An 18,781-nucleotide genomic window follows, 5' to 3' on the forward strand; every position below is an offset into this window, starting at 1 on the left:
GGTCAGCTCCGTTGGTCGTCGGTGCCCGGACCCGGCGGGGTGACGGGGGGCCTGTGCAGGGAACCGAGGACCTTGTCGAGCGGCCCGAGGTCGTAGATGCCGGTCAGGTCGGGCCGCTCCAGCAGGCCCGCGGCGACGGCGTGGTCGGCCTGGGCCCGCAGGGTGGCGGCCAGGGGGTCGTCGGTGACGACGATGCCCGGCCAGGCCCGGTCGATGACCTCGGGCTCCAGCTCCTTGCCGCTGAGCGTCTTCAGGGCGGCGTTGGCGGAGGTCTTGGCCTCGTCCCGGTGGGCGTTGATCCACTCGTTGGTCTTCACCGTGCCGCGGAGCACGGCCTCCACCACGTCCGCGTGGCCTTTGAGGAACTCCTGCGACACGACGACGTTCGTGATCACGAACTTCCCGTCGGGCCACAGGCCGCTCTCGTCGAGGAGGACGGTCGCGCCCTCGGCGACCAGCTTGGACGCGGTCGGCTCGGGCACCCAGGCGCCGTCGACGGAACCGGACCGGTAGGCGTCGGGGGTGATGGTGTTGTTGGTGCGGACGACGGACACGTCGCCCTTTCCGCTGGCCGCGTCGACCTTCCAGCCGCGCGTGGCGGCCCAGTTGAGGAAGGCCACGTCCTGGGTGTTGCCGAGCTGCGGGGTGGCGATCCGCTTGCCCTTGAGGTCGTCGAGGGTCTTGATCCTCTCCGGGTTCACGACGAGCTTGACCCCGCCGGACGCGGAGCCGGAGATGATCCGCAGGTTGCGGCCCTTGGACTTCACGTAGCCGTTGACGGCGGGCGAGGGGCCGATGAAGGCGATGTCGACGGAGCCGGCGTTGAGGGCCTCGATCTCGGCCGGGCCGGCGTTGAAGGTGGTGGTCTTCAGGGCGGTCCCGCCCAGTTCCCGCTGGATCAGCCCTTCCCGTACGCCGACCAGGGCGGTGGCGTGGGTCAGGTTCGGGAAGTAGCCGAGGGTCACGGAGCCCGCCGAGAGCTTCGCGCCCGTCCCGTCCGCGGGGGCCTGGGCGGCGGCGGGTACCTGGTCGGCCCGGGAGCCGTAGCCGCAGGAGGTGAGGGCGGCGGCGATCAGCAGCAGGAGGGCCGCGGCGGGGCGGAGGCGGCGCGTGGGGGACATGGTCAGGCGGTCCATTCGTGTTCCGTGAAGGCATCGCCGGCCATGCCCGCGGTCAGGGTGGTGCCGTCGGCCGGGTCGATGAGGAGGAAGGACCCGGTGCGGCGGGAGGCTGCGTACGCGTCGAGCGCGAGCGGCTCGGCGGTGCGGACGACGACGCGGCCGATGTCGTTGGCCACCAGCCGGCCGGGGGCCGGGTGCTGGGAGAGGTCGTCGAGGGTCAGCCGCGAGGGGATCTCCTTGACGATCGCCTTGACCGTGCGGGTGGTGTGCTTGAGCAGGACGCGCTGGCCGACCGTGAGGGGCCGGTCGGCGACGTGGCAGACGGTGGCGACGACGTCCTGCGTGGTGGTGGGGGCCAGGGCGGTGGGGGCGATCAGGTCGCCGCGCGAGATGTCGATGTCGTCCTTGAGGCGGACCGTCACCGACTGCGGCGCCCAGGCGGTGTCCACGGACTCGCCGAGGGCGTCGATCCCCTCGATGGTGCTGGTACGGCCCGACGGCAGGACGGTGACGGCCTCGCCGACGCGCAGGACGCCGGAGGCGATCTGGCCCGCGTAGCCGCGGTAGTCGGGGTGGGCGGCGGACCGGGGGCGGATCACGTACTGGACGGGGAAGCGGGCGTGGGCGGCGGTGAACTCGTCGGTGACGGGCACGGTTTCGAGGTGTTCGAGGACGGTGGGTCCGCCGTACCAGTCCATGTGCGCGGAGGGCTCGACGACGTTGTCCCCGGCCAGGGCCGAGATCGGGATGGCGGTGACGTCGAGGATCCCCAGCTCGGAGGCGTAGGCGGTGAACTCTTCGGCGATCTTGGCGAAGACGGTCTCGCGGTAGTCGACGAGGTCCATCTTGTTGACGGCGAGGACGACGTGGGGGACGCGCAGGAGGGCGGCGACGGCGGCGTGGCGGCGGGTCTGCTCGATGACGCCGTTGCGGGCGTCGACGAGGACCACGGCCAGGTCGGCGGTGGAGGCGCCGGTGACCATGTTGCGGGTGTACTGCACGTGCCCGGGGGTGTCGGCGAGGATGAACCGGCGGCGGGCGGTGGCGAAGTAGCGGTAGGCCACGTCGATGGTGATGCCCTGCTCGCGCTCCGCGCGCAGGCCGTCGGTGAGCAGGGCAAGGTCCGGGGCCTCCTGGCCACGGTCGGCCGACACCCGCCGGACGGCCTCCAGCTGGTCGGTCAGGACCGACTTCGAGTCGTGCAGCAGACGGCCGACCAGGGTGGACTTGCCGTCGTCGACGGAGCCGGCGGTCGCGAAGCGCAACAGCGTGGTGGTCGTCATGGTTAGAAGTACCCTTCGCGCTTGCGGTCTTCCATCGCGGCTTCGGAGAGCTTGTCGTCGGCGCGGGTGGCGCCCCGCTCGGTGAGGCGGGAGACGGCGATCTCGGCGATCACCGTGTCGAGGGTGGTGGCGTCGGAGTCGACGGCGCCGGTGCAGGACATGTCGCCGACGGTGCGGTAGCGCACGAGGCGCTTGTGGACCGGCTCGGTGTCCTTCGGCCCGCCCCATTCGCCGGCCGTCAGCCACATGCCGTTGCGCTGGAAGACCTCGCGTTCGTGGGCGAAGTAGATCTGAGGGAGTTCGATGTCCTCGCGGGCGATGTACTGCCACACGTCGAGCTCGGTCCAGTTGGAGAGCGGGAAGACGCGGACGTGCTCGCCGGGGGCGTGGCGGCCGTTGTAGAGCTGCCACAGTTCGGGGCGCTGGCGGCGGGGGTCCCACTGGGAGAACTCGTCGCGCAGGGAGAAGACGCGTTCCTTGGCGCGGGCCTTCTCCTCGTCGCGGCGGCCGCCGCCGAAGACCGCGTCGAACTTCAGCTGCTGGATCGCCTCGGTCAGCGGGACGGTCTGCAGCGGGTTGCGGACGCCGTCGGGGCGCTCGCGGAGCTTGCCGGCGTCGATGTACTCCTGGACGGAGGCCACGTGCAGGCGCAGTCCGTGCCGGGCGACGGCGCGGTCGCGGTAGGCCAGGACCTCGGGGAAGTTGTGGCCGGTGTCCACGTGCAGCAGCGTGAAGGGGACCGGCGCGGGCGCGAACGCCTTCAGCGCCAGGTGCAGCATGACGATGGAGTCCTTGCCGCCGGAGAACAGGATCACCGGCTTCTCGAACTCGCCCGCCACCTCACGGAAGATGTGCACCGCCTCGGACTCCATCGAGTCCAGGTGGTGCAAGGTCCTGGCCGCCTTGTGCAGGGGAACGACGGTGGTCACACGAGACCCCTCTGGTCGAGCAGCGCGAAGAGCTCCGCTGCGGATTGGTGGACGGTCTGGTGGTGCGACTCGATGCGCAGGTCCGGGGTTTGCGGTGCCTCGTACGGGTCGTCGACTCCGGTGAGACCGGAGATCTCGCCCGCGGCCTGCCTGGCGTACAGGCCCTTCACGTCCCGCTCGGAGCACACTTCGACCGGGGTGGCCACGTGGACCTCCAGGTACGTGGTGCCCGCGGCGGCGTGCCGCTCGCGGACGGCCTCGCGGCTGTCGGCGAACGGCGCGATCACCGGGACCAGGGCCTTGACCCCGTTGCTCGCCAGGAGCTCGGCGACGAAACCGATCCGCTGCACGTTGGTGTGCCGGTCCTCACGGCCGAAACCCAGGCCCGCGGAGAGGAACTCGCGGATCTCGTCCCCGTCCAGGACCTCCACCCGGTGTCCCCCGGCACGCAGCCGCTCCGCCAGCGCGTAGGCGATGGTGGTCTTGCCCGCGCTGGGCAGACCGGTCAGCCACACCGTGGCTCCCTGGTCGCTCACGCTCATCCGCTTCTTCTCCGTAAGGTCTTCGCTGGTCGTCGTCATCAGCCGTGCAGTCCGCACTCGGTCTTGCCGCGCCCGGCCCACCGGCCGGCCCGCGCGTCCTCGCCCTCCGCCACCCGGCGGGTGCAGGGGGCACAGCCCACCGAGGCGTAACCGTCCATCAGCAGCGGGTTGGTGAGCACACCGTGCTCGGCGACGTACGCGTCCACGTCGTCCCGGCTCCAGCGGGCGATCGGGGAGACCTTCACCTTCCGCCGCTTCCCGTCCCAGCCCACCACCGGCGTGTTCGCCCGGGTCGGGGACTCGTCACGGCGCAGCCCCGTCGCCCACGCCTCGTATCCGGTCAGACCCTCTTCCAACGGCCTGACCTTCCGCAGCGCGCAGCACAGGTCCGGATCGCGGTCGTGGAGCCTCGGCCCGTACTCCGCGTCCTGCTCGGCGACCGACTGACGCGGGGTGAGGGTGATGACGTTCACGTCCATCACCGCCTCCACCGCGTCACGGGTCCCGATGGTCTCCTCGAAGTGGTAACCGGTGTCCAGGAACACCACGTCCACGCCGGGAAAGGCACGCGAGGCGAGGTGCGCGACCACCGCGTCCTCCATCGACGAGGTCACGCAGAATTTCCTCCCGAAGGTCTCGGCGGCCCACCGCAGGATTTCCGGAGCCGGCGCATCCTCCAGGTCCCGGCCCGCCCGCTCGGCCAGCTTTTCGAGATCGGTCATCCGGCGGCTCCTTCACTGGGGAACGCAGCGCACGGGCAGGAATTCGCTCCGCCGAGATTAGCAATGCGGACACGTAAAGCACTGACGGTTCGCTGATCGCGGGCATTTTCGACCCGAAGGAGCCCGCCTGGGCCTCTCACCTGGGATTTCAAGGATTTAAGGGGATTTGCGGAGCGCGGTCAGGGAGCGGTAAGGCCGTTATCAGCGGACCGCCAGCACCCCTGTGTCATCCTGGGCCGAAAATTGCGTCGAATCCCGTGCTGGCCGACGGGCCAGAATGTGCGGATCCAGCGAATAAAGCCACCCACTGGCCGGTTTATGCATTCTGGCCGACATCCCCCGGAGAGGGCACGCGGAGAAATGACCCTGCAAGGACTGCGCCGAGGAAGGCTGATACGCCGCCTCGCACTCTGTCTCTCGGCGGTGGGACTCACCGCCTCCATGCTCACCGGAGCGGAACCCGCCGCCGCCGGCACGCCGGTCACCTGGACGTCCACCTTCCAGGGCACCGACGGCGTCACCTACTCGGCGACCAACCACCTGGTGCCGGCCTCGGGCGGCCCCGGCCGGCAGTGGATGCTCGTCTGGGCCGGACCTGCCAAGCAGCCCGCGCCCGACTTCCTGACCGTCATCGACGCCACCCCGGGCTCCCCCACGTACGGCAAGGTCGCCAACACCGTCACCGTCGGCCCGAACAACGGCAACGAGCCGCACCACATGCAGTACGTGTGGCACAAGGGCGACCGGATCTACGCCGGCGGCATCATGAGCGACACCACCTTCGTCTTCGACGCGAAGGCACTGCCCGCGCTGACCATCGCCGGGGTCAACTCCACCGTCGACACCCCCTGCGGGACCCTGCCCGACGCCTACCAGGTGCTCAGCGACGGCACCGCGTACGGCACGTACATGGGCGGCCCGAACGTGACCGGCCCCTGCACCTACACGAACGGCCAGGTGCGGGTCGGCAACGGCGCCGCCGGCTCCCCCGGGGAGATCGTGCGGATCGGCCGGGACGGAAAGACCCTCGCCGAGATCCCGGCGGCCACCGAGGCCGGCGAGGACCCGGCCCAGTGCGGCAACGTCCCGGCGCTGCCCGCCGCGACCTGCGCGAACCCCCACGGGGTCGCCGTGCGCGAGGACCTCAACCTGATGGTGGCGAGCGACTTCGCCGAGGCCCGCAACTTCATGACGCCCGACTCGGAGCTCAAGGAGAACCTGGCCCGCCAGACCGTCCGCGTCTTCGACATCACCGACCGGAACAACCCGGCGCTGCGCTCGGTGTCCAAGGTCGCCGACGGACCGCGCGGGGCCCAGGAGCCGCGTGCCTTCTTCCGCGAGTCCCGGGTGGTCATGGAGACCGCGCTGACCAACCGGCCCGGCCACAAGGGCGCGTTCGTCTCCTCCATGGCCGGCGGGGCCGTCTTCTACACCCCGGACATCACCGCGCCCGCACCGCAGTGGAAGGAGGTCTTCGACGACACGACCGCCTACCGCGGATTCCAGCGCGACACGGGCGTCACCGGCAGCGGGGACAACGGCAGCTGGCTGGCCGTCAGCCCCGACGACCGGTTCCTCTTCCACACCGTGATGGGCCAGTCGGTGCCCTTCGGCAAGCCCCTCGACCAGACCACCGGCATGATCTACGTCCTCGACATCCAGAAGCTCCTCGCCGCCGGTGACGGGGCCACGTGCTCCGTCGACGAGCTGGCCGAGGCGAGCCGGGGCGGGCACGAGCGGGACTGCCCGGAGCTGGTCAGCACCGTGCCGATCCGCGACGTCAGCTCGGGCGGCCCCCACTGGGGCGCCATGGACAACTTCAGGCGGGGCGCGGACGGCGTCTACCGCGAGACGCAGAACGTCAGCCGGATCGCGGTCGCCAACTACTTCGTCGCCGGGTCCTTCGGCGGCGGCGGCGACCACCGCGTGTGCATGTTCGACCTCGACCGGCGCGGCCAGGTCTCCCTGGACCGGTCCTTCCGCGACGAGAACACCGGCAAGCCCTGCGTGGGCTTCAACCGGACGTCCTGGCCGCACGGCGACACCGGGGACGCCCAGCCGCACGGCGTCCTGTTCGTGGTCAGCGACAGCGTCGTACGACGGTGAGCGCTGTCCTCGCGGCGGCGGTCGTCCTGACCGCCGCCCTGGCGCTCGGCCTGGCGCTGCTCCTGCGCACCCGGCTGCTGCGCCGCCGCACCACCGCCTCGGCGTACTTCGCCGCGGCGGTGGCGTGCGCGGTGGCGGCCGGGCTGTGGTTCCCCGCGGGATCCGGCGGCCCGGCGGAGCCGGTGGCCGGGGGACCGCTGCTGGGCTCGCTCGCGCTGGGTGCCCGGCAGGTCCCGGTGCTGGTGGTGCCGAACCGGCCCGGGTACAACCTGGTGGCCGTCGCCGCCGACGACGCCTCCGCCGGGACCGGCCGCGACCGGCTCACCCGGGGCGAGCGGCGGCCCGGTTCCACCCTGACCTGGGTGCCGGTCGAACTGCCCGCCGGGCCCGCGCGGGTGTGGGTCTCCGCCGGCGGGGTCCTCGCGCCGCTGGCGGTGGACACGGGCCGGGCGGGCGGCGGGGGCCCGCGCGCCGACGTGCGGGGCGCCGACGGTCCGGAGTGCGCGAGCGCCGCCGCCGGGGCCGTCGTCGGCGGCAGCCCCGCGCCGCTGGCCGGCTGCCCGGCGGACCGGCTCACGGAGGCGGACGCCGCCGCGCTGCGCGAGACCGTCGGCTTCCTCGCCGGGCGCGGGGCCCGCTCCCTGGCCCTCGCCGAGGACGACTCCCCGCGCGGCCGGGCCGCCGCCGCCGAGGTGCGCGCCGCGGCCGCCCGCGCGGGCGTCTCCGTAGGGCGGCCGGACTCGACCCGGCAGCCGCTGGTCGTCACCGCCGGCTGGGCGGGCGCGGACACCGCCGTGCACGACGTCGAGGCGGGCCGGACCACTTCCGAGGGCACCTACCTGGCGCCCTGGCTGTTCACCGCGCCGCTGCTCTCCCCCGGCGCGGGCCAGCTGATCCCCCTGCGGTACGCGCCGAACAGCCCGGCCGCCGTGGAGTACCTGACGGCGCTCGGCGTCCGCCTGCCGGGCGAGCCGCCCACCGCCTCCGGGTACGAGGCCTGGCGCCTGGCCCGCGGGACGTCGGGCCCGGCGCCCGCCCGGCTGTACGCCACCGCCGTGCTCTACGTGCCCGGCAGCGGCGGCTCCGGCGGCCACCACCACGAGGGCGCGACGAGCTGGCTGCCCAGCGGAATGATCGTCCCGGTGGCGTCCCTCGGCACGGCCTGACCCCTCCCCCCTCCCCGTAGGAGCACGGACTCATGACGGAAACAGTCGCGCCGCCGGTCCGCACCGCACGGACCGCACGGCCCGCCGCCAAACGCCCCGAAGGCCAGTGGGCGCTGGGCGAGCGGGAACCGCTCAACGCCAACGAGGAGTTCAAGCAGGCCGAGGACCCGCTGCTGGTGCGCGAACGCATCGAGCGGATCTACTCCCGCGAGGGCTTCGCCAGCATCGACCCCGACGACCTGCGCGGCCGGATGCGCTGGTGGGGGCTGTACACGCAGCGCAAACCCGGCATCGACGGCGGCAGGACCGGCTCCCTGGCCCCGGAGGAGCTGGAGGACGAGCACTTCATGATGCGGGTGCGCAGCGACGGCGGCACCCTCGACGCCGCCCAGCTGCGGGCGATCGCCGACGTCTCCGTGCGCTTCGCCCGCAACACCGCGGACGTCACCGACCGGCAGAACATCCAGCTGCACTGGGTGCGGATCGAGGACGTACCCGCGATCTGGCGGCGGCTGGAGGAGGTCGGCCTGTCGACGACGGAGGCCTGCGGGGACTGCCCGCGCGTCATCGTCGGCAGTCCGGTGGCCGGGGTGGGCGCCGACGAGGTCCTCGACGCGACCCCGGCCGTACGGGAGATCGCCGCCCGGTACATCGGCGACCCTTCGCTGTCGAACCTGCCGCGCAAGTACAAGTCGGCGGTGTCCTGGCTGCCGGACATCCCGTACGAGATCAACGACCTGGCCTTCCTGGGCGCGGTCCACCCGGAGCACGGGCCGGGCTTCGGCATGTGGGTGGGCGGCGGCCTGTCGACGGTGCCGGTCCTGGCGCGGCACGTGGGCGTGTGGGTGCCCCTCGACGAGGTCCCCGACGTGTGGGTGGCGGTGGCGCGGCTGTTCCGCGACTACGGCTACCGGCGACTGCGCGGGCGGGCCCGGCTGAAGTTCCTGATCGCCGACTGGGGCGTGGAGAGGTTCCGCCGGGTCCTGGAGGAGGAGTACCTGGGCCGGCCCCTGCTCGACGGACCGGCCCCCTCGCTCCCCCCTGTCCCGATCGACCACATCGGCGTACACCCGCAGAACGACGGCCTGTCGTACGTGGGCGCGGCGCCGGTCGCCGGACGCCTCTCGGGTACGAGGCTGGCGGCGCTGGCCGACCTGGCGGAGGCCCACGGCAGCGGCCGGGTCCGGCTGACCCCGTACCAGAAGCTGCTGGTGCTGGACGTGGCCGACCCCGAGCCCCTGGTCGCGGAGCTGGCGGAGATCGGCCTCCAGGCCCGCCCCTCCCCGTGGCGGCGGAACACGATGGCCTGCACCGGGATCGAGTACTGCAAGCTGGCGATCGTGGAGACCAAGGAGCGGGCGGCGACCCTGGTCGCGGAGCTGGAGAAGCGCCTGGCGGGAGAGGACGTGGGCCTGACCGTCAACGTCAACGGCTGCCCCAACTCCTGCGCCCGTACGCAGGTCGCGGACATCGGTCTCAAGGGCCAGCTGGTCGCCGACGAGGACGGGCGGCAGGTGGAGGGCTTCCAGGTCCACCTGGGCGGCAGCCTGTCGCTGGCGGCGGACCAGGAGGGCGGCTTCGGGAAGAAGCTCCGCGGCCTGAAGACGACGGCCGCGGACCTCCCGGACTACGTGGAACGCCTGACCCGCGCCTACCTGGCGGGCCGTACCGACGCCTCGGAGCCCTTCGCGACGTGGGCCGCCCGCTGCGAGGAATCCGCCCTGACGTAGGTCGTGTCTCTCAACTCCGTAACCAGGTGATGATCGCCGCCAGCACGGCTGCGGAGCGGTAGACGATCGCGAGTTTGATGCCCCTATGGATGTCAGGCGGCGATCGCGGCGGGTCCTGTCTGGTCAGCCGGAGGGTTCGCTGGGACGAGAAGTCGGTAGATCTCTCGTGCGACGTAGCGTTTGAGGCAGCGGATGATCTCGCGGCGTGTCTTGCCCTCGGTCAGACGTCGTTGCAGGTAGTCGCGTGTGCGGTCGTCCCAGCGCAGACGGCTGAGGACGATCCGGTAGAGGGCGGCGTTCGCTTGGCGGTCGCCGCCGCGGTTCAGCCTGCGGCGCTGTGTCTTCCCGGAGGAAGCCTCGACCGGGCTGGTGCCGCATAAGGCTGCGAAGGACGCCTCGCTGACGAGTCGCTCGGGGTTGTCGCCGGCCGAGAGGAGCAGGGCAGCGGCGCTGTCCGGGCCGACGCCACGGACTTCCAGCAGGCCCGGCGTGCTGACTTCGACTGGCAGGGGTTTCGCTCTTGCTCCGGCAAGTGGCAGCGCTGGTGTCCTTCTCCGGCCGAGCAGTGTTCGTGGCGTGCTGGTGGGCCCGGTTGATTGTCGAGTCGACCGAGACTGTCCAGTCGATCCCGTTGATCGAGTCCGCCTGAGCGGTCACCTGGGCCAGAATCGTGTCCCAGGTGCCGTCGGCTGCCCACCTGCGATGGCGCTTCCACACCGTCTGCCAGAGACCGAATGCTTCGCGGGGCAGGTCTCTGCATGGGACGCCCGTGCGGTACCGGTAGATGATCCCTTCGATGATGCGACGGTGGTCGGCGAACGGACGCCCTGCCTTCCCCGCGCTGCGGGGAAGGCAGGGCGCCAGGCGTGCCCATTGCTCGTCGGTCAGCAGGCGCATGCGCCCGCTCGTAGTCACCGAGGCTGGTAGGCGGTCGCCAGCACGGAAACAGTGACCTGATCGGGCAGGACGCCGCCGTTCAGGTCTGCAGGGCTCACGTGGCGTGCACTCGGCGTCATCGCAACCAAGTCCAGGACATCCAGCCTGGTCAAGGACGCTGAGTACTCCACCTGTTCGGTGACGACGGCCTCGAAGAAGGGGTCGAGCGCTTGGTGCAGGCGCTGTTCCTTGGCCGGGTCGATCGCGACCATCGCAGGCACCTGGCCACGAAGCTCGGCCAAGTGCCGCCCGGTGGGTCGGATCACGATCAGCCGGCCGGTCGGGCGCAGTACGCGGTGGAATTCGGCCGGGTTGCGCGGGGCGAACGCGTCCAGCACGACATCGGCCGCCCCGTCGGCCAATGGGAAGGGACGGAAAACGTCCCAGGCCACCGCGGCGGCCCGATCGTGAGCGCGGGCTGCCAAGCGCAGTGCGCGCACCGATGTGTCCAGCCCCAGGCCACGGGCGCCGGGCATCTGGTCGAGTAGGCCGGCCAGGTAGTAGCCCGTGCCGCACCCCATGTCCACCACCGTGCCCTGCTCAGACACGGCGTCGGCCGCCAGGCGGGCCCCGACTTCGCGGATGGGCGCGTAGGCGCCGGTGGACAGGAACCGGCCCCGGGCCTGGACCATGTCTGCGTCGTCACCGCTGGTGGCGCGGGTGCCCGTCAGCAGGCTGGCATAGCCGTGGCGGGCGATGTCGAAGGTATGGCCCACCGGGCAACGCAGTGCACCGTGGTCGGGGTGCAGGCAGCCCGTACGGCACGTCGGGCAGCGCAGCAGGTCGAGGGACAGATCGAGGGCAGGGGGAAACGACACGGGCACGAGGCACTCCTGGCGAGGGGGGAAGGGGAGGGATCGTGCCTGCGCGATCAGAGCGTCACTGCCTCAGGAAGGAACGGGCAGCATCGGGACGTGATTCACGCAGCAGGCACAACAAGGAGGGCGACGCCGTCCGGCATCGCCCTCAGCGCCTTCCGATCACAGGAAGCAGCAGTGCGGGGTGCTCATGAATGCCACCTCATAAGTCTACGAGCACGCCGAAGCCCTTCATGCCTCCGTGCCCAAAGGTTGGGAGACACGGCCTAGTCCCCCACGCAATCGGCTGCGGCCCGCCGGGACCTCTCCGCCGGGCCGCAGCCGTGTGCCCCGGCGGGGCGGGGAGGGGAACAGCCCCGCGCAGCGGCGTACCGGACCGGACCGGACCGGACAAACGGCCGGGCCGGGCCCGCGATGGCGGGGCCCGGCCCGGGTGGGGGGTGAACAGGGGGGTCAGGAGGAGGCGGCGGCGAGTTCCTCGGCAAGGGCTTCGCGGATGACGCCCGCGCTGCGGTCCACGTCCTCCTCCGTCGTACGCCAGTTGACGACCGAGATCCGCATCGCGGCCCGGCCCTCCCACACCGTGCCGCCGAACCAGCAGACGCCGCTCTCCTGGATCCGCGCGATCACGTTCCGGGTGACCTGGTCGTCGTCGCCGAAGCGGACCAGCAGCTGGTTCAGGACGACGTCGTTGAGGAGTTCCACCCCCTCGACGCCGGCCAGGTGCCCCTCGAAGCGCCGTACGTGCGCGCAGCAGCGTTCGACGAGGTCCGCGACCCCGGAGCGGCCCAGGGAGCGCAGCGCGGCCCAGACCGGCAGGCTGCGGGCGCGCCGGGAGAAGTCGGGGACCCACTCGATGGCGTCGCGTTCGCCGTCGGTGCCGGGCGGGAGGTACCCGGCCCGTTCGTTGAGCATGGCGGCCCGGTGCGCCTCGGGGTGGGCGATGACCACGATCCCGCAGTCGTAGGGGACGTTGAGCCACTTGTGGGCGTCCAGCGCCCAGGAGTCGGCCCGCTCCACGCCCTCGACGAGGGGGCGCAGCCGCGGGCTGGCGGCGGCCCAGAGGCCGAAGGCACCGTCGACGTGCACCCAGGCCCCGTACCGGTGCGCGATGTCGCAGACCTCACCGACGGGGTCGATGGCACCGGAGTTGACGTCGCCGATCTGCGCGCAGACGATGACCGGCCCGTCCAGGGCGGCCAGGGTGCGCTCCAGTTCGGCGGGGATCATGCGGCCCTTGTCGTCGACCGGCACGTTGCGGATGCGGGCGGTGCCGAAGCCGAGGTAGCGGGCGGCCAGGTCGATGGTCATGTGGTGCTGGGCGCCGGCGACGATGGCCACGTCGGGCGCGCCGCCCAGGCCCTCGCGCTCCACGTCCCAGCCGGCCTCGGCGAGGAGTTTGTGGCGGGCGGCGGCCAGCGAGGTCAGGTGGGCCATGGTGCAGCCGGTGGGGAAGCCGACGGAGGCGTGCGCGGGCAGACCCAGGAGTTCCAGGACCCACTGCGCGGCGACGTCCTCGGCCACGGCGATGGCCGGCGAGAGGTTGTAGAGACTGGCGGTCTGGTCGTAGGCGGCGACGAGCCAGTCGGTGGCGATGGCCACGGGCAAGGTGCCGCCGGTGACGTAGCCGAAGTAGCGGGGGCCGTTGGCGGTGGGGATGCCGCCCTCGGCGACGGCCCGGCCGATGAGTTCGATGGTGTCGGTCGCCGCACCCGGCCCGGCGGGCAGCGGGCCACCGAACATTTTCAGCAATTGTTCGGAACCGGCAGTGGCACCGACCGGCCGATCGGCGAGACCCGCCAGATATTCGGTGGCCTGCTGATAGGCCAATGCGAGAGGCGCACTGTCTGCTGTGGTCATAGTACTAACCTAGGGCGCGGGCACTGACGTACGACTGACGAATATGGCCGGAACAACCGGTTACCCGGACTCCGTGGACTTCACGGGCCGTTGGACTGTATTACTTTCTCCTGTGGCCCGGTCCGACCGGCGGGCCGCCCGTGCCGAGCCATGAGACATGAGGAGTACCGATGTCCGACGAGCAGACACGCAAGGTTATCGACCAGTTCAACCAGGCATTCCAGCAGCACGACCCCAGCCTGCTGAAAGACCTCCTCGCCGAGAACTGCCGGCTGGAGAACTCCGGCCCGGCTCCCGACGGCTCCAAGCACGTCGGGTACGACGAATGTCTGCAGTTCTGGAGCGCCATCGCGGGCAACGAGGGAATGACCTTCGAGGTGGAGGAGGTCTGGACGGCCGGCGAGCGCGCGGTGTGCCGCTGGACGCTGCGCTGGGGCGGCGGTCCGCAGGACTTCGTGCGGGGCGTGAACGTGACCCGCCTCGAAGGCGGACTGATCGTCGAGAGCTTCGGCTACGTCAAGGGCTGATCCCCGAAAAGGAGGGGGGACGGGCCGCATGCGGCCCGTCCCCCCTCCTTTCGCGCTTTCGCGCTTTCGCTCGCGTTTCCCCTCCGGTGCCGGCCTCAGCCGAGCTGGGAGACGATCATCACGCAGTCCTCCAGGGCCTTGGTGGCGTGGCCCTTGCCGTGCGTGTCCTCGACCAGCTGGGTGTTGCCGGGTACGAAGGTGCGCCAGGTCCCGTCGCTGACACCGCACTCCATCCGACCGCTGACCAGGGTCATGATCTGGCGGCGCGGCGCCGGGTGGAAGTCGCCGAACCACCCGGCCGGGATGTAGAGGTAGACGGCCTGCTTGGCCGGCACGCCCTCGGAGACGAACAGCGAGGGCGCGGGCGGGGCGAAATTCACCGCCGTCACCTCCAGCGTCTCGTCGATGAAATGCGATTCCCCGTTCTCGTCGGCGTACAGACGCGATACGGCAATCTTGGCGGTCTCGGCGCTCACGGGAACTCCCCTGGTACCAGATTCGTAGTGGCTCGATCGCCTTCGACTATCCCAGTCAGCACTGATGGCTCCCTGACCGGTGCCCGTATTTCCTTCTCAGATATCCATCAGCACGGTGTCAGCCGTCCCGTGCCAAGCTGATGTCACAGAAAGGCCGAGGAGAGGTTCCCAAAGCGGCCGAATGGGGTCCGGAATCTCGCCGGACGGGCTCTGCCCACGCAGGTTCGAATCCTGCCCTCTCCGCTGGTGCTCATCCCAGGCACGCGCATCCCGATCCGGTACCAGGGGTGCGCGTGTCTTTGGCATGAGGGGCCCCGCACCCACCCGCAGCGGTGCGCGGGGCCCCGCGAGCGCCTCCCTTCGTCCCCGGACCCGCGACGCGCGACGCGCGGAGCGGGCGCGGCCGGCCGGCATCCCGCCCGCCGGCAGCCCACCCGCCCCGGGCCCTTCCGCACGCGGGTCCCGTCGACGGATCCGCATCCACTTCCCCATCTCCGGCGCGACCCGAACAGGCGTCGTTTTCCGAGCGACCCCGAGAGACATGGAGACGCAGTTGCCCAGCACCGACAACCACACCGTGCCCACGATCCGCAGGACCGACGCCGCCGCGCTCGTGGAGGAGGTCTCCTCCTGGCTGACCGTGGACGCCGACGAGATCGACGCCAAGTTCCTGGGCGAGCGCCCGCGCGTCGTCGAGGCGGTGAGCGAGATGAACTCCGCCGCCGTCACCGGCCCCGACCGGGCCGACGCCCACTACCACCAGCAGCTCCTGCTGTCGCGCATCTACCAGACGGTGATGCAGATACCGGACCAGCCGACGGCCGAGGGCTCGGTGCTGCTGCACGAGGTCACCCGGATGCTGGAGAACGCCACCCTGGCCGCCGAGGACGCCCACCTGGAGCCCGGCCTCCTGGAGTCGGCGCCCACCGAGCCCAAGCAGTTCCTGTCCTGGCTCAAGGGACTGATCCGCACCCACCGGGCCTTCAAGCACCCCTACTACACGGACTTCATCAACCGCGAGGCGCAGCGCGAGGACCTGCGCACCTACGTCATCCAGGAGTCGCTGATCGACGGCCGCTTCGACGACTTCCTCGCGATGATGCAGATCGGCACGGCCGGCGCCAGCAAGCTGGAGATCGCCGGGAACTACTGGGACGAGATGGGCAACGGCGATCCCGAGGCCGTGCACACCCACCTCTTCAACAAGATCTACGAGGTGTTCGACGTCCGCGCCGAGGACCTCGAAGCCGCCATGACCACCACCGACCTGCACTCCGGCAACCTCGCGGTGCTGCTGTGCCGGTACCGCCACCTCTACCCGGAGGCGGTCGGCTTCCTCGGCATGACCGAGTGGCTGGCCCCCGACCGGTTCCGCAACGTCGTCCGGGCCTGGGAGCGCCTGGGCCTGCCCGAGGTCGGCATCACCTACCACCGGCTGCACATCACCATCGACTCGCAGCACGCGGCGGGCTGGTTCCACAACGTGGTCATCCCGAGCGCCGACACCGCGTACATGCGCCGCGGCATCGCCCGGGGCGCCCTGTGGCGGGCCAACTCCTCCGCCCGGCACCTCGACGAGCGCCTGGACCTGGCACGGCCCGCCACGGAACGGGCCGCCGCCGAGCGCACGCCCGTCGCCGCGGGCTGAGCCGTGCCGACGGGTGCGCACGGACTGCGCGAGCACGGCTTCGCGCCGGTCGTCCTGCCGCCGGTCCCGGCGGCGGTCACGGCGGGCTTCCGCGACCACCCGTACCGCACGCTGCGGCTGCGGATGTCCTGGACGGCGGACGACGACTGGCTCTTCCAGTACGTCCCGCCGTCCGGGGCGCCCGCGCCGGGCGGTCCGGTACGCGACCTCGCGGACCGGCGCCTGGCGGCGGGGCTCGGCTCCCTCCTGCGGCGCACGCTCAGCGGTCCGTGGCTCGACGTCCACGCCGACTGGCTGATCGGGCTGCACCGCATCCGGACCGTCGCCCCGGCGGGGACGACGGTCCGGGTGGAGCCACCGGAACCGCCCCCGGCGGACGCCACGTTCACCCTCCTCGCGCTCCTGGGCCGCCAGGGGGCGGGCAGCCTGCGCTCCCGCCTCTACGGTCCGGGCGGTGCCTCGGCGCCCCTGCTGGAGGCGGCCCCGCGGCCCGGCCAGGGCCTGCTGCTCGACCGGCGCACCGTCACCGACGACCTGCACGAACTGGTGGCCGGCCCCGGCGGCCCGGTGACCCAGGACCTCCTGACCGCCCACCTCTCCCCGGCCGCCGGCCCGGCGTCCTCGGCCCTCCGCGTCCGCCCGATGCTGGTCCGCGGCCCCTCCGGCACCCTCGTCCACACCCGCCCGGCCCTGCGCTGACGCCCCGCCGGCACGACGCCCCGTCCCGCCTCCGGGCGGGTGGGGCGTTCGTGGTTCACGGCAGATTCAGTGCCTCAAGCGCCTTGACGACCAGGGCCCGAGCGGGCGCACCGTAGACGGCCATGCCCCGCAATTGCTCGAACGCTTTCAGGTACAGCGCGATCTCGGAGGGTTGCGTGATGTTGACCTCCGCCGAGAGCAGTTCCACGGACACGAGCGTGTCGTCGTAGACGTGGAAGGTCTCCAGTGGCCATACCGTGCGGTGGGCCTCGGTGCGCGGGATCACCCCGAGGGACACAGCGGGCAGTGCCCCGGCGGTCAGCAGGTACCCGAGCTGGGCGGCCATCTCGTCCGGGTTGCCCATCCGGTAGTACAGGGCCGCCTCCTCGACCACGAGGACGGCCCGGCGGCCCGCTTCGTGAATGATCCGGGACCGGTCGACCCGTGCGCGCGCCGCTTCGTCACCCGCCTCGGGATAGCCACGGAACCGGGCGATGGTTCCCAGCAAGCCGCCCGCGTACCCCTCCGTCTGGACCAGACCGGGCACGAGCGTGGACGAGTAGATCCGGAACAGCCGCGTCTCCGCGAAGACCTGAGGCCAGGAATTCTGGAGCTTCTTGAGTTCTTGCACCTGGTGGCGCCATTCGCTGTACATGGACTCGGCGTTCATGGACCGGACGACGAGATCCGGCGCCTCATCCGGACGCCCGCAGGCCCCGCACCAGTGATGTATGTCCCGGGCCGAGGGCGCCGTGCGCGCGTTCTCGATCCGGGACGTCTTGGAGTGGTGCCACCCACAGAGCATGGCCAGCTCGGTGACCGTCAGCCCCGCGCCCTTGCGGATGTCGCGCAGTCGTGCTGCAACGACTGCGCGGGCGGCTTGCGCGGAAGACGATGGGGAGACGGGCATCGAGCGTCAGGCCGTCCTGTCAGATCTTGTACTCGGCATGCGGCGTGGCACGAGCCCAGACCGACTCGAAGGCTTCAGCGCACAGCTTCGCCGAAAGCGGATCGCTGGTGATCTCTTCTCCAAGGGACGACCCGTCACCCGCGAAGTGATTCCAGTGGACCCACTCCGCGTCGAAGAGCCAGAAGTCGTTGCCCGGCAGCGGTATGTCCGAGGCGTGGCGGCGGCCGAGCCAGCGCACGTCCTCACCCGCGGCAACGTTCGTGAACGTTCCGTCGTACAGGAAGCGGGTGTACTCGCTGACCGGCTCGGAGACGATCCGGGCCCGTCGGATCACAACTCCTCGGCCTACCGCGCGCGCCACCATGTCCAGCCAAGGGCGCCACCAAACCGCCCGGTTGGCCGGATCGTGCCGGTGGCCTTCGCGCCAGGCCGCGAACGGACCGGTCTCGTAGTCCACGGCGTACGAGTCGCGCATCTCCAGGTGAACAGCGGTGCTGCAGCCGGCCATCAGCTCATCGAACGTGGGCGTCGAGGACATCACACGCCTCCCTGATCATGTGCAGCATGCGGGCAGGAATCCGGATCACAGCTTCCCCCTCCGGGATCCCCACGCCGTGGCCCGGTACCTCGGTGGCCGCGCACTCGGCCTCCAGCTCCGGCCCTGGCTTCCACCCCTGGAGTACGAGTTCCCCATGTTCCAGGTCAGCCCAGACGGTCGGGCTCTGTTTGTCTCCGGTACTCGGGTCGATTCCCACGAACACTAGCGGCATGCCAGCCTCCCGCATCGGCCTGTGCACTTCTGTGCAACAGGATCGCGGGCCATCGCCTGAGCCGGCAAGGTGCCGATGCGGCCAAATGGGGTGGCCTGGAGCGCAGATGCACAGATCTGCACAAGGCTGGCCCTGCTACCCGTCACCCCGTCACGCTGGTGCTCACCACCCGCTGACGACGGCAGGGAGCACCGGCATGGACACCGGCGAGACGCAGGGGATCGAAGACCTCATCCGGCGGGCGATCGCGCCCTACGCGGACCGGCCGGACGCCGAGGCCGTCGCGTGCCTCATCGACGGTCTGATCACCCACGGGCAGGCGCTCCACTCCCAGGTGGCCGCGATCCCCAGCGCCCGTCGGACGGAGCGCGCCGCAGCGGCCCTGGCCGAGTGGTCGTACTTCGTCGACGCCGGCCCGACCGGGCGGGGCGACCACGCGAACTGGAACCACGCCCGGGCCCTGGCCCGGATCCTGCGCAACCTCGCCCCGGCCCCGGCCGAGCGACCCGGCACGAACCGGTGACCGAGCACCTGCGCC

Annotated in this window: 18 protein-coding genes, 1 tRNA gene and 2 pseudogenes; 8 read left to right on the forward strand and 13 right to left on the reverse strand. The window is 71.4% G+C overall.

Translation table 11 applies throughout. From position 1 onward, the window contains the following. Positions 1–2: 2 nt before the first annotated feature. The 5 genes from OG295_RS40770 to OG295_RS40790 are packed head-to-tail and all read right to left on the reverse strand — an operon-like array spanning position 3 to position 4,597. Entirely contained in the window at positions 3–1,136 is a 1,134-nt protein-coding gene (locus tag OG295_RS40770) for an aliphatic sulfonate ABC transporter substrate-binding protein (RefSeq protein ID WP_371681550.1), read from the reverse strand. Continuing rightward, on the reverse strand, positions 1,124–2,404 hold the full coding sequence (locus tag OG295_RS40775; protein WP_331733293.1) for a GTP-binding protein: 1,281 nt from the start codon (positions 2,402–2,404) through the stop codon (positions 1,124–1,126). Before OG295_RS40775 ends, OG295_RS40770 begins: the two co-directional genes overlap by 13 nt. Positions 2,405–2,406: 2 nt before the next feature. After that, on the reverse strand, positions 2,407–3,276 hold the full coding sequence (cysD, locus tag OG295_RS40780; protein WP_331733698.1) for a sulfate adenylyltransferase subunit CysD: 870 nt from the start codon (positions 3,274–3,276) through the stop codon (positions 2,407–2,409). Positions 3,277–3,329: 53 nt separating this feature from the next. Further along, on the reverse strand, positions 3,330–3,875 hold the full coding sequence (gene cysC, locus OG295_RS40785; RefSeq protein WP_371681564.1) for an adenylyl-sulfate kinase: 546 nt from the start codon (positions 3,873–3,875) through the stop codon (positions 3,330–3,332). A gap of 38 nt (positions 3,876–3,913) precedes the next feature. Next, positions 3,914–4,597, reverse strand: a complete 684-nt coding sequence (locus OG295_RS40790) for a phosphoadenylyl-sulfate reductase (protein ID WP_331733299.1) — start codon at positions 4,595–4,597, stop codon at positions 3,914–3,916. Between the two features lie 360 nt (positions 4,598–4,957). On the opposite strand from OG295_RS40790, the gene OG295_RS40795 reads away from it, so the two are divergent. Genes OG295_RS40795 through OG295_RS40805 form a run of 3 tightly spaced genes read left to right on the forward strand, consistent with a single transcriptional unit; the run spans position 4,958 to position 9,599 of the window. After that, positions 4,958–6,703 (forward strand): hypothetical protein, encoded by a 1,746-nt coding sequence (locus OG295_RS40795; protein WP_331733302.1) that lies wholly within the window; start codon positions 4,958–4,960, stop codon positions 6,701–6,703. After that, positions 6,700–7,869: a hypothetical protein gene (locus tag OG295_RS40800; RefSeq protein WP_331733305.1), complete on the forward strand. Its 1,170-nt coding sequence runs from the start codon at positions 6,700–6,702 to the stop codon at positions 7,867–7,869. The genes OG295_RS40795 and OG295_RS40800 overlap by 4 nt, the downstream gene beginning before the upstream one ends. A 32-nt stretch (positions 7,870–7,901) precedes the next feature. Continuing rightward, on the forward strand, positions 7,902–9,599 hold the full coding sequence (locus OG295_RS40805; protein ID WP_331733309.1) for a nitrite/sulfite reductase: 1,698 nt from the start codon (positions 7,902–7,904) through the stop codon (positions 9,597–9,599). A gap of 92 nt (positions 9,600–9,691) precedes the next feature. On the opposite strand, the pseudogene OG295_RS40810 reads toward OG295_RS40805, so the two are convergent. The 4 genes and pseudogenes from OG295_RS40810 to OG295_RS40825 all read right to left on the reverse strand — a co-directional run. Further along, a pseudogene (locus OG295_RS40810) lies at positions 9,692–10,060 on the reverse strand (transposase); the annotation flags it as partial. A 93-nt stretch (positions 10,061–10,153) separates the two neighbouring features. Next, a pseudogene (locus tag OG295_RS40815) lies at positions 10,154–10,514 on the reverse strand (IS5 family transposase); the annotation flags it as partial. Then, on the reverse strand, positions 10,511–11,359 hold the full coding sequence (locus tag OG295_RS40820; RefSeq protein WP_331733312.1) for a methyltransferase domain-containing protein: 849 nt from the start codon (positions 11,357–11,359) through the stop codon (positions 10,511–10,513). The gene OG295_RS40820 and the pseudogene OG295_RS40815, both read right to left, overlap by 4 nt. Before the next feature lie 447 nt (positions 11,360–11,806). Further along, positions 11,807–13,213, reverse strand: a complete 1,407-nt coding sequence (locus OG295_RS40825) for an aminotransferase class V-fold PLP-dependent enzyme (RefSeq protein ID WP_331733315.1) — start codon at positions 13,211–13,213, stop codon at positions 11,807–11,809. A gap of 170 nt (positions 13,214–13,383) precedes the next feature. Between OG295_RS40825 and OG295_RS40830 the strand changes: the two genes are divergently transcribed. Then, the gene (locus tag OG295_RS40830; protein WP_030237782.1) at positions 13,384–13,740 is read left to right on the forward strand and encodes a nuclear transport factor 2 family protein; all 357 of its coding nucleotides are present in this window, start codon (positions 13,384–13,386) and stop codon (positions 13,738–13,740) included. A 95-nt stretch (positions 13,741–13,835) separates the two neighbouring features. Here the strand turns inward: OG295_RS40830 and OG295_RS40835 are convergent, their stop codons facing one another. After that, positions 13,836–14,216, reverse strand: coding sequence for a hypothetical protein (locus tag OG295_RS40835; protein ID WP_030237785.1), 381 nt, complete (start codon positions 14,214–14,216; stop codon positions 13,836–13,838). Between the two features lie 158 nt (positions 14,217–14,374). Between OG295_RS40835 and OG295_RS40840 the strand changes: the two genes are divergently transcribed. The 3 genes from OG295_RS40840 to OG295_RS40850 all read left to right on the forward strand — a co-directional run bounded on the left by OG295_RS40840 (position 14,375) and on the right by OG295_RS40850 (position 16,563). Next, positions 14,375–14,459 (forward strand) — tRNA-Arg (locus OG295_RS40840). Between the two features lie 298 nt (positions 14,460–14,757). Continuing rightward, positions 14,758–15,864, forward strand: coding sequence for an iron-containing redox enzyme family protein (locus tag OG295_RS40845; RefSeq protein ID WP_371681551.1), 1,107 nt, complete (start codon positions 14,758–14,760; stop codon positions 15,862–15,864). Between the two features lie 3 nt (positions 15,865–15,867). Continuing rightward, on the forward strand, positions 15,868–16,563 hold the full coding sequence (locus tag OG295_RS40850) for a hypothetical protein (protein WP_331733331.1): 696 nt from the start codon (positions 15,868–15,870) through the stop codon (positions 16,561–16,563). Positions 16,564–16,618: 55 nt separating this feature from the next. Here the strand turns inward: OG295_RS40850 and OG295_RS40855 are convergent, their stop codons facing one another. The 3 genes from OG295_RS40855 to OG295_RS40865 are packed head-to-tail and all read right to left on the reverse strand — an operon-like array spanning position 16,619 to position 18,243. After that, complete coding sequence (locus OG295_RS40855; RefSeq protein WP_331733333.1) at positions 16,619–17,473, reverse strand: helix-turn-helix transcriptional regulator; 855 nt, start codon at positions 17,471–17,473, stop codon at positions 16,619–16,621. A 19-nt stretch (positions 17,474–17,492) separates the two neighbouring features. Continuing rightward, the gene (locus OG295_RS40860) at positions 17,493–18,014 is read right to left on the reverse strand and encodes a DUF6879 family protein (RefSeq protein WP_331733335.1); all 522 of its coding nucleotides are present in this window, start codon (positions 18,012–18,014) and stop codon (positions 17,493–17,495) included. Beyond that, entirely contained in the window at positions 17,986–18,243 is a 258-nt protein-coding gene (locus OG295_RS40865; RefSeq protein WP_331733338.1) for a hypothetical protein, read from the reverse strand. Before OG295_RS40865 ends, OG295_RS40860 begins: the two co-directional genes overlap by 29 nt. A 196-nt stretch (positions 18,244–18,439) precedes the next feature. Between OG295_RS40865 and OG295_RS40870 the strand changes: the two genes are divergently transcribed. Beyond that, positions 18,440–18,766: a DUF6415 family natural product biosynthesis protein gene (locus OG295_RS40870; RefSeq protein ID WP_331733340.1), complete on the forward strand. Its 327-nt coding sequence runs from the start codon at positions 18,440–18,442 to the stop codon at positions 18,764–18,766. Positions 18,767–18,781 lie beyond the last annotated feature (15 nt).

The organism is Streptomyces sp. NBC_01276 (genome assembly GCF_041435355.1).
GTDB lineage: Bacteria > Actinomycetota > Actinomycetes > Streptomycetales > Streptomycetaceae > Streptomyces.